At 46.3% G+C, this 11,300-nt stretch carries 8 protein-coding genes and 1 pseudogene (1 of these 9 cut by a window edge); 7 read left to right on the top strand and 2 right to left on the bottom strand.

Annotated elements, in window-relative coordinates:
• Positions 1–533: pseudogene (locus COU47_01035) on the top strand (hypothetical protein); it begins 19 nt to the left of the window's first position.
• A 3-nt stretch (positions 534–536) separates the two neighbouring features.
• Entirely contained in the window at positions 537–764 is a 228-nt protein-coding gene (locus COU47_01030; GenBank protein PIR70001.1) for a hypothetical protein, read from the top strand.
• Positions 765–799: 35 nt separating this feature from the next.
• On the opposite strand, the gene COU47_01025 is transcribed toward COU47_01030, so the two are convergent.
• Together COU47_01025 and hppD are read right to left on the bottom strand one after the other, a co-directional pair.
• A complete protein-coding gene (locus tag COU47_01025; GenBank protein ID PIR70000.1) occupies positions 800–1,450 on the bottom strand; it encodes a hypothetical protein in 651 nt (216 codons plus the stop codon).
• Between the two features lie 52 nt (positions 1,451–1,502).
• A complete protein-coding gene (gene hppD, locus COU47_01020) occupies positions 1,503–2,666 on the bottom strand; it encodes a 4-hydroxyphenylpyruvate dioxygenase (protein ID PIR69999.1) in 1,164 nt (387 codons plus the stop codon).
• Positions 2,667–2,758: 92 nt separating this feature from the next.
• Here hppD and COU47_01015 point away from each other — a divergent pair, with 92 nt between their 5' ends.
• From COU47_01015 to COU47_00995, 5 genes are all read left to right on the top strand, one after another.
• Entirely contained in the window at positions 2,759–4,072 is a 1,314-nt protein-coding gene (locus COU47_01015) for a hypothetical protein (GenBank protein PIR69998.1), read from the top strand.
• 101 nt (positions 4,073–4,173) lie between these two features.
• Positions 4,174–4,971, top strand: a complete 798-nt coding sequence (locus COU47_01010; GenBank protein PIR69997.1) for a hypothetical protein — start codon at positions 4,174–4,176, stop codon at positions 4,969–4,971.
• Between the two features lie 9 nt (positions 4,972–4,980).
• Positions 4,981–5,640, top strand: coding sequence for a hypothetical protein (locus tag COU47_01005; GenBank protein PIR69996.1), 660 nt, complete (start codon positions 4,981–4,983; stop codon positions 5,638–5,640).
• Positions 5,641–5,733: 93 nt separating this feature from the next.
• Positions 5,734–7,743, top strand: coding sequence for a hypothetical protein (locus COU47_01000; GenBank protein PIR69995.1), 2,010 nt, complete (start codon positions 5,734–5,736; stop codon positions 7,741–7,743).
• Between the two features lie 72 nt (positions 7,744–7,815).
• Positions 7,816–11,298 (top strand): isoleucine--tRNA ligase, encoded by a 3,483-nt coding sequence (locus tag COU47_00995; GenBank protein PIR69994.1) that lies wholly within the window; start codon positions 7,816–7,818, stop codon positions 11,296–11,298.
• Positions 11,299–11,300 lie beyond the last annotated feature (2 nt).

Raw genomic sequence — 11,300 nt, 5'->3', positions numbered from 1 at the left:
ACGATCAGATTCAGAGCCACCACGCGCTCGACGCGTGGAAAGGTCAATCGCTTCGCGATTGGAAAAAGGTTCGCGCAAAGGTTAATATTTCTGCATTACATTTGCTATACTATATTTATATGCATCTTAAGCGAGCTATCGGCATAAGTGTTCTTGCGTATCTTGCGTCCTTTGTAGTGGGCAGTGTCGTTGGCGTTCTTATGGGCATCGACTTTGCCGAAACCCAAGAAATCCCGGCGGTCATGTGGTATGTGGGCGCGGTAACATCCGTTGTGTTTTCTGTTTTGTTTGCGTTCTGGTATTTTCGTTCGCCAAAAACAACCTCAAGCGCAAAGGAGGGGGTAAAGTTCGGTGTTGTTATGATACTGACAGGATTTGCTCTTGATATCGCTGCGTTTTTGCCTTTGTTGCGGCACGAAGACCCATTCGGCCCGATTCTTGCCTATTACGGCGAACCCTTCTTTTGGATAAGCGTTTTATTGGTGCTTGCGGGCGCGACACTCGCAGGAAAATTAAAAGCAAAGAAAAATTGAATTATGACGTTTTGGAATAAGAAAAAGTTAACTATCGGGAGATTCGCGCGTATTTTTTCGGTCGTGTTGGGGCTGGTTCTTATCTGGCGGGGGATTTGGTACGCGCTTGATGGTTTGGATTTGATGATATTTGGAGGGAGTCACACATGGACCGCGTTCGGCGGCATTATTCTCGGATTTTTTATCTTGTGGCTGCCTGACCACGACCTGAAAGAGATAGAAAAACTATAAAAATAAAATCCCTGCATACATGCAGGGATTATTTTTTATACCGAAGTTGAGCAGTATTCGTAGAGAAGCTCCACGCATCGCTTGAATGCTTCTAAGTTCGTGAAGTGCTCATTGTGTGGCACTTTTTTTTCTATGACCACAAATCCGCTTCTGATAACGGAACAATCAACCATGAGATTATCGCCGAGGCCAAAGTTTTCTATCGTCACACCTTTTGGGTCAGTGACGTGCCCGCCTTCTTCCGGATGGGCGGAGTGGCGGCGTTTTTCTCCAAAAAAATGAAAGATGCGCTGGGCGTATGTTTCCGTGGTATTGCGATATCCGAGCACCGGGCGCTTTAATCCGCGCATGTGTCCCATTTCGTGCGCAGTGCCTACATCCATGCTTGGTCCGCGGAAGGGTGTCATGTTTGCGATAACAAATGCAGAAGATTCCATTACATCCACATTTGCGTCATAGATTGCAATACCCATCTCATTCGGTTCAAGGCCGTCCAGGGCAAGTTCGTTATCGAGAGGGAATGCTCCCTCAAAATCATAACGCGCGCAGATTTCTTTTTTCTTTTCTCCTATTTCTATTGCGTTAGGAAGGAACACATCGGGGCCTGCAAGATAAATGCGCTTGTCAGAATATTTCATGTCGTTACGTCTCCTTTGCGGTAAATTCTTACTCATTGAGCGTATCATGCACGATGCGCGCAGTGCAATAATAAAAGCCGCACTATGTGCGGCTTTGTGGTTATACTAGATTTTGCAACTCAAGATCTCTTTCTATGGATTCAAAGAGTGCCTTAAAGTTTCCAATACCAAATCCTTTTGCGCCCGCTCTCTGGATTATCTCAAAGAAAAGCGTTGGCCGATCCATCTGGGTCTGGGTGAATATCTGGAGGAGATACCCGTCTTCGTCGGCATCCACAAGAATTCCTAAGTTTGCCAATTCCTCTAAGTCTTCCTTGAACAAAGCTTTGTGTTTTGCGATACGGTTCGGCACTTCTTGGTAATATGTTTCCGGCGGGCGGGAACGAAACTCTACGCCTCGTTTCCGCAGTTTTCTTACGGTTTTAACAATGTTATCGGTGGCTACTGCAATGTGCTGCACGCCCGGCCCTCCATAAAAATCAAGATACACTTGTATCTGTGATTTCTTTTTCCCCGGCGCAGGTTCATTTATCGGGAACTTGATGCGTCCGTTCCCGTTCGCCATCACTTTACTCATGAGCGCGGAATGCTCGGTGTGTATCTGTTTGTCGTCAAAGGTAAGGAAGTTATAAAACCCCATTGTCTTTTCGTACCAGGTTACCCAGTAATTCATTTTTCCGAGCTCTACATTGCCGACCATATGGTCAATGTATGTTAGGCCAGCGGGCGAAGGGGCGTAGGCGGGTTGCCATTCTTTGTATCCGGGCAGAAACGGACCGGTATAATTTTTGCGTTCTACAAAAACATGCACCGTGTCCCCATAAGTATGAATGCCCGAGAGAAGCGCGCTTCCGTGTTTGTCTCGGCGAAGCGTTGGTGGCATGTACGGATACGCGCCGCGGTTTACAGTTTCTTCAAATGCGCTTTTCGCGTCTTCTACCCCGAGTGCGATAACTTTTACGCCATCGCCATGCCGGAGCACATGCGTTCCTATATCAAAGTCTCTGTAAAGCGCGGAGGTAAATACGAGCCGTATTTTGCCTTGCTGTAATACATATGACGCGCGGTCTTTTACTCCCGTTTCGGGGCCGGCGTATGCAAGCGGCTGAAAACCGAAGGCGCTCTGGTAGTAGTGGGCGGCTTGTTTAGCGTTGCCGACATAAAACTCAACATAGTCGGTACCCATGATAGGCAGAAAATCTTTCGCGCCTTCAAACATTTTTCCGGTGCCGGATGTTTTGTTTTCGGGTTTCTTTTTTGGCATGAGGTGCTGTATCTCCTTTTGTGTATTTCGTTGTTAAATTCGTAATATCGTAAAATATATTCCATGTTTTGTCTATCTTGACACATAAGAAAATGCGTGATACCTTTTTGGGCAATGGCATTTTAAAAATTGTATACAACGAGGAGGGCAGTATGCCGATAAGAACTATCACCACGGAACCGTTTCCAGAAAAGGAAATGGCACGAAGCGGGAACTATAAAGCTTTACTTAAAAAGATGAATGGCGCTCCACGCGAAGGCTTGTATGTCGGGAAGATAGGATTTTTAACTGAGCTATATATGGAAAAGCCCCCAACACTCATAAAAGAGATAGAGGCATATGATATGGGTTTTTCATTCTCAGGGGGTTCAAGCAATATATATCCGCAGGCATTCAAAATAGCGGAAAAGCTTGCTCCGAGATCACATCCGCATACACTGTTAAGCACAGCAGACAAGCAGGTCATGATACATGTAATTGTGCTGAATGCGGGCGAAACAAGCCGTCATGGCGAGACAAACCGGGTTCTTAATATGGATGCCGATGCAGTGTGGTATGTGCACCAGGGGAATGGAGTGTGTGCTACATCGCTTGGCTGGATAGAGTTTCGCACTGGCGATTTTATATACATCCCCGCACGAGTGTGCCATAAGTTTGTGGCTACCAATGATACGGTGGGCGGCAAAGTCATCATGGTTGGCATGGAAAGCGCCGGAGGATTTGAGGCGCCTGAGCGGAGAGTTATAGATAATATTGATATTCCGTACAGCTCCGGAGATGTTCGTTTGCCAAACCCCGATTATCTGAGCGAATTTGATAATCCTGACAATAGTCCGTCCGGTGGTATGGACAAGAGTTATGCTGTTTTTGTAAAACGGGACAACGAATGGAACCGGATTGTGTACCCAGAAACGCCATTTCAGTGCGTAGCGTGGAGAGGGTATGTGTACCCGTTTGCAATCCACGCAAGCGATCTCCATTTTGCTTACACCACAGCTATTCACCCCGATCCGTCCAACTTCGCATTATTTGCGGCAAAGGATATGAGTGCAGTTCTTTCCGTGCTCGGCCCGCGCTATGTACATTCGCTTCCATACAATCACTTAAATCAGTGGGAGGAGGCATTGTTCTACGCACGCGATTACGAAGCGCGTGAAGGAAGCGCTATTGGAGCAGGAGACATGACACTTCATCCTCAGGGCGTATGGCATGGTCCGCAGATACACGCACTTCATAATTGGAAGACGCCAGAACGGGCGGAGTGGCGCGACGAGCTTGCTATTATGTTTGAGGCAGCGAAGCCGTTGCTTCTCTGTGAAGATGGCGAGCGCATACGTGTCCCTGGATATGAGCGTTCGTGGTACGAAAGCTGGGAAGAATATCAGGAATCACAAAAAGAAAAATAAAAACAACGAGCCGAGACATGTTCTCGGCTCTTTACTTTCCCGCTGAATTATTGTATATAAACTACAGTGTAGTTTGATAAATATATACGAGGAGATGAGCAATGACCCAGGTGCATTCGATATTGGAGAAAACGGACGGGTATATGATTGATACGCTCGGGTTTGAAGAGCATATGGCGCAAATCCGCGGGAAAAAGGGGATACCTGTCCCCGGCGAATGGTATAAGCGCCCGTATTATTACGCGCTTCAGATAGAAAAGGATAAGATGCGTCATTCCGGCGAAACAATCCGCTTCCCATCGTTTGTCCAAAAGAAGGATTACGAATTTGAAATAATCGGTATGTTTTTAAAACCCATAAAAACAACTGATAGAAAAGAAGCAATAGCGCATGTCCGAGACCATATGATATTCTGCATCTTCAATGACGCAAGTTGCAGAGACTTCCAGGGGATAGACATGAAGCTCCCGCTTGGCGTCAGCAATTCAAAAGGAATCGCTGACAAGGGGTTTGGAGATGTATGCGCGCATGGGCGCGATCTGAACATGGATGTAAACGGTGTGTTTCATATGCCGATGCGCTTGAAAGTGAACGGTGAAATTCGTGCAAGAACGAATTTTGAAACGATATATTTTAAAGACCCGGAAACAGGCGAGAGGAAAAACTGGTCGTTTGCTGAAGTCATTGTCTTTATGGGGCGCATGAATCAAGGATTTCATGAGAGCATGCTTATCGGTTCGGGTACCGTAGGCAACGGCTCTATCGCGGATGATAAGAAGAACCACCCGTGGCTAAAAGAAGGCGATACCATAACAATGGAAGCGGAAGGACTCGGATCACTGACGAATACAATTGAAGTGGTAGACATGCCGGACCCTGCTGATATCTACGGACGGTAAGGAGAGATTATGAAACAATATATCAAGACGGTATCGGAAACATTTGATTTGGGCGTCATGAATATGATCTTGCGGACAAAAGATATTTTCTTTGATGATGTGCATGTGTTATACCCGGCTGATTGTGATGGTTCGCATCTCACGCGGTTCTTTATGATAGAAAAGGTTTTGTCGCAAGACCGAGATAATGATTTTTGGATGTTTGTTGCGACAGACATATGCAGCTGGATACGGCGCGAAAAAATAGATTTTGATTTTGTGTTTGCGCCCGCACAGCCCGGTGTGCTGGAGATTGCGAAGATATTAGCGAGGGAATTCAAAAAACAATATGCACTCTGGGAATATCATCCTACAGGACGGTTTGGGAATAAGGTCGTAGGCGGGAAAATGGTACCGTTCGGCAGAGCGCTTATGTTTAATGGCATGAGTGCCCAGGGAAGATGTATCGGAGACCGTCTCCCGAGCTTTTTAAAGCAATGCCAGGCCTATCCCGTTGCAGCTGCCGTATTTGCGAAAGGTACAACGGGGCTGGTAGAAAAAGTGGAACGGGAATTTGGTTCCAGATTCTATTCCACGATTCAAATAGACATACCGGTATATAAAAAGGAAGATTGTCCGGAATGCGCGCAGGGCAAGTACGCAACACTCCAGCGCTGGATTGATCTTTGATTACAACCAAAGCCGAGAACACTTCTGTTCTCGGCTTTTCTTTTTGTATTTTTTGTGGTATGGTTTTTCTGAAAATCAAGGAGGCCTTTGAAAATGGCAGACGAAAAATATATATGGGAACCGAATGAATATTTTCTGAATGAGTCGCGCGTTGCACGCTTTATGCAGCGTTATGAAATTTCATCGTGGCAAGAATTACTCGAGGCATCAAACGATATAGAATGGTTCTGGCCGCGTGCGATGGAATTTTTAGGTGTTCGGTGGTTTACGCCGTACGCTAAGCTTTATGATGACACAGAAGGCATTTCTCATACCAAATGGTTTATCGGCGGAAAGCTTAATATTTATAACAACTGCATTGAGCGGAATATTGCACGCGGGCTTGGGAGTAAGGTCTGCGTATGCTATGAGCACGAATCTGGGAAGAAGCGCGCAATCACATTTTGGCAGCTAAAGCTACTTGTTGATACTATTGCTTCCGCCATGAAAGCACATGGCATAGGGAAAGGCGATTTTGTAGGGATGTGCATGCCAATATCAATCGATTCTATAGCGGTCATGTTCGCGTGTTTTAAGATTGGGGCGGTGTGCATGCAAATGGCGCCGACCACGAGCACTGACGGGACAAAAGATATTGTTGACCATGTGAGAATAGCGCGGGCAAAAATGTTCTTTATGGCCGATAGTTATTCGTATGGCGGAAAAAACTTTACTCTGGAAAAAATTCATCAGGGTGTTTCCGATATTTTTTCGGTGCGGCATATTGTTGTGTTTGAGAACGATGCGCCTCATAGTCCGTTTTCCCCGTTTGTTTTCGGAAAGAAAGAAATGAGAAGTGTTTTCTGGGATGATTTTTGCAAGCAGGGCAAAAGCACGATAGCGCGCACGGAACGGTGCAATGCCGAAGATGTAGCCCTTATGCTTTTTAGCTCCGGAACAACGCGGGAAAAGGGGAAAAAGCCAAAGCGTATTCTTCATACGCATGGCGGAGTGCTTGCGCAGATATGCAAAGAGGTGGGGTTTGGATTTGACTGCAAAGAAGACGATGTCTTTTACTGGATGACAAATTTCGGCTGGATGATGGCGCCGTGGGAGATTGTCGGTGCGCTGCATTTTGGCGCTACGCTCGTCTGTTTTGAGGGCGCCCCTTCGTATCCAAAGCCCGATAGGATATTTGGCATCATAGAAAGATATAAAGTAAGCATCTTCGGTTCAACGCCCGGTTTTATAGCGGGGCTCCGCAAGAATCATATAAGCGGAGATGATTTTAACCTTTCTTCGTTACGGATACTCGGCTCAACCGGCTCCATTCTTTTTTCGGAAAATTGGGAGTGGTTCTTTTCCGTGTTTGGGAAGGGAAAGTGCCCGATAAATAATATTATCGGCGGCACGGAGATGCTGGGCTGTTTTGCGCAAAATCTTCCGAATATCCCCTGCAAAATAGGAAGTGTCGGCGTGTTCGCGCTTGGCATGGGCGGAGATATATTCAACGAAAAAGGGGAATCGGTGCGGCGCGAAACCGGCCGGGTTGTCTGCACGCATCCCTTTCCATCTATGACCCGCGGATTTTATGCTGACGAGGAAGGCTACCAGGAAACATATTTTTCTGCCTTTCGCGGCGTCTGGGCGCACGGTGACTTTGCCGAAATGGACGAAGACGGGTTTGTATTCATGCGGGGGCGGAGCGACGACATTATTAATAAAAATGGGATAAAATTTTCTCCGGCAAATATAGAAAGCGCGCTCATTGGTTTCCGGGCGGCAGAGTTCCGGGTTATGGAAGCGATTGCCGTCGGCATTCCAGATAAAAATTCAGAAAACAAAATAATATGTTTTGTTATTCTTGAGGGGCAAGACCGGCTGACCGAAACGGATGAGGCGGCGCTTAGATCTGTAGTTGCGGATATTGTTAATCCGCAAGCAAAACCCGAACGCATATTTGCCATCAAAGAGCTTCCGCGCAATGCCGCGGCAAAAGTGCCATATAAAGCAATAAGTAGGGTGTTCTGTGATAGGTATGTAATAGCGCAAACGCGCGTTGTTAACCCTCAGGCACTTGAAGAAATAGCATGCCATGGAGAATCATACTTCTCTCGTGCGTAAAAAACAAAGCCGTTCTCTTACATATAGAGAGACGGCTTTTTTTATTATCTTTTTTTCTATAAAATAAAGGAAATGGCAGATACGGATAAAAAAGAAAAACGAGTCCCCAAAACGATATTTCCTCAGATAGAAGAGGAGATTCTTTCGTATTGGGCAAAAAATGACACATTCAAGAAGCTTGTCAAAAAAACGGCGAAAGGCAAACCGTTTGTATTTTATGAAGGTCCGCCCTACGCGAACGGCAGGCCGGGCATTCATCATGTGCTCGCACGCGCTTACAAAGATGTTATATTACGGTTCCGCACCATGCAGGGGTATGCTATACCGCGTAAAGCCGGCTGGGATACGCACGGTCTTCCGACCGAAATGGAAGTTGAGAAAAAATTGAATGTACATACCAAAAAGAAGATAGAAGAACTCGGACTTGAAAAGTTTGTTGAGACCGCGCGTGAGAACGTTTTTGAATATAAAGCGGACTGGGAAAAGATGACCGAACGGATGGGCTATTGGCTTGATCTTGAACATCCCTATGTCACAATGACGAACGAATACATAGAGGGGTTGTGGTGGGTATTCGGGCAGATTGCGCGTAATGGATATGTATACCGCGATTACAAAGTATTGCCGTGGTGTCCTCGATGCGAAACCTCCCTTTCGTCGCACGAAGTCGCGCAGGGGTATAAAAAAACGAAAGATACTTCTCTCTATATAAAGTTTCCGGTGAAGGGGGAGAAAAATACATTCTTTTTGGCGTGGACCACGACTCCGTGGACATTGCCGGGGAATGTTGCGTTGGCAGTGAATCCTAAGGCTGTGTATGTAACAGTAACGCACAACGGAGAAAAGCTCATTCTCGGCAAAGACCGTATTTCTAGCTTAGGCGAAGAGTATTCTGGCGGAGAAGAAAAAAGGGGGAATGACTTTGCGGGGATGGCGTATGAACCGCTCTACCCCACAAAAGAAAAACACAAAAATGCATATACGGTTATTGCGGACGATTTTGTAACAACGGAAGATGGAACTGGCATTGTGCACATAGCACCCGCGTTCGGCGCTGATGACCAACGGGTGGGAAAAAAGCACGATTTGCCGACGCTTGTTACCGTAGGTGAAGACGGGCAAATGAAAACACCCGGTTATGCCTGGGATAAAAAAATATTTTCTGATGCGAATGCAATTATTACCAAGGATCTCGCAGAAAAAAAACTTCTTTTTAAAAAAGAAATATATGAGCACGATTATCCGTATTGCTGGCGGTGCAAATCGGCGCTTATGTATTACGCAAAAAATTCTTGGTTTTTGCGTACAACCGCGGTGAAAAGCGCTATGCAAAAAGAGAATGCAAAAATTGGGTGGCATCCGGACTTTGTAGGAAAGAACAGATTTGGCGAATGGCTCCGCGAAAATGTGGATTGGGCAATCAGCCGTGAGCGTTATTGGGGAATGCCGCTCCCGATATGGACATGTGCGTCATGCGATTCGCATGAGATTGTTTCGTCTCTGGATGATTTAGATAGACGCGCAATGCCGGATACGACAGAGCTGTATGTTATGCGGCACGGTGAAGCAACGCATAACAAAGCGGGGATAGTGGGGCCAGCAACTCCAAAGACAGACAAGAAAAACCAGCTGACTGAAAAAGGAAAAAAGCAGGCGCAGCAAACCGCGCGTGCGCTGAAAGGAAAAATAGATGTTATTGTCTGCTCGCCGCTTAAGCGCACGAAAGACACAGCGCATATTGTATCTAAGGAATTAGATGGTATTCCCGTGGAGGTGGAAGAAAGCATTCACGATATTGATGTCGGCGATTATACCGGAAAAACAATAACAGAAGTAAATAAAATCTTTCCGCGCGAAACGCGTTTTGCCACACCCTTTCCCAATGGAGAGAGTATGCGTGATGTCCGTGTGCGTATGATGAATAATATCCGTGACATTATTACGCGCCACAAAGGCAAACGCATACTTGTTGTTTCGCATGGCGATCCGTTGTGGGAATTGTACGCCGCACTTGAAGGAAAAAAAGAAGAGGACTTTTTTGATTCGTGGTATCCAAACACAGGAGAGGTAAAAAAACTCCGCCTGCATAACTGGCCGTATAGTTTTACGCGCGGCGAGCTTGATTTTCACCGGCCATATATCGACAATATTGTTCTTCGGTGTCCGTCATGCAACGAAGAAATGCACCGCATCCCTGATGTTGCGGATGTTTGGTTTGATTCAGGCTCAATGCCATATGCGCAGAACGAAAAGTTTTGGGCAAAGATAAAAAGCAAAACGGTGGGCGCGCGGGATATTAAAAAGACAATTCCGTATCCTGCCGACTACATCGCCGAAGGTATAGACCAGACGCGCGGGTGGTTTTATACGCTCCTCGCGGTGTCTTCTCTTATGCATCTGCCGGCGCCCTATAAAAATGTCATTACTATGGGCTTGGTGCTTGATAAAAAGGGAGAGAAAATGTCCAAGTCGCGCGGCAATGCCGTTGATCCGTTTTCACTGTTCTCTTTGTACGGTGCAGACGCGGTACGGTGGTATTTTTATACACTCAACCAGCCGTGGGATGAAAAGTTGTTTGAAGAAAAAGACGTGCAAGCTGCATCGCGCAAATTTCTTATGATATTTTGGAATGTATTTCAATACTGGGATGGCGCACAAGGAGGAGTGTCTGTCAAAAAAATAACGCGCCCCACGCTTACGCTGCACGATTGGCTGTATGCCCGTCTGCACGAGGTGACGCGCGAAGTAACCGAATACCTTGAAGCGTATGATGTTGTGCGTGCTGCGCGCGTGCTTGAAGAATTTGTCGGAGAGGATATCTCACGCTGGTATGTGCGCAGGGTTCGCGATGCGGTAAAGCTCGGTTCAAAAGCGGAACAGCAAGAGATAGTGTATGTCCTCGGCGATGTACTTCAGGCGGCAGCAACGCTCGCAGCGCCCTTCACTCCATTTTTGAGCGAAGCGATATCCGCCCGTATGAAAAAGAGCGGAAGCGTGCACGAATCCTCATGGCCAAAAAATAAAACGCTTACTGTAAAAGAAAAAACTCTTATTAAAGATATGAAGGAAGTGCGTGAGATCGTTTCCCTAGCGCTTCAAGCGCGCACGCAAGCAGGAATAAAGGTACGCCAGCCGTTAGCATCTCTTACTATCCGTACTGCACAGTATCATATTGAGAAAAAGAAAGCATTGCACGAGCTTATCGCGGGAGAGGTGAATGTAAAACAGGTGCTATTTGATGCAAAGATGAAAGAAGCGGTACGGCTGGATACTGTACTTACTCCGGAATTGAAAAAGGAGGGAGCGTTCAGAGAGCTCACCAGGCAGATACAGGGCATGCGCAAAGAAGCAGGGCTTACGCCAAAAGACAAGATCATCCTGCATATTGGTACGGATGAAAAAGGGGAAGAAATATTATCTCAATATGAACATGACATTAAGCAGGGGGTGGGCGCGCATGCAATCGTCCGTGAAGCATTATCACACCAGTTATTTATGAAAACATCGCTTCAGGTAGATGACTATTATTTTGAGATAGGGTTTGTAAAAAGATAGGC

It is taken from the genome of Candidatus Niyogibacteria bacterium CG10_big_fil_rev_8_21_14_0_10_46_36, assembly GCA_002772995.1.
Classification (GTDB): domain Bacteria; phylum Patescibacteriota; class Minisyncoccia; order 1-14-0-10-42-19; family 1-14-0-10-42-19; genus 1-14-0-10-46-36.
Note: the sequence above shows the minus strand (reverse complement) of the source record. Positions and strands in the feature narration are given on the sequence as shown.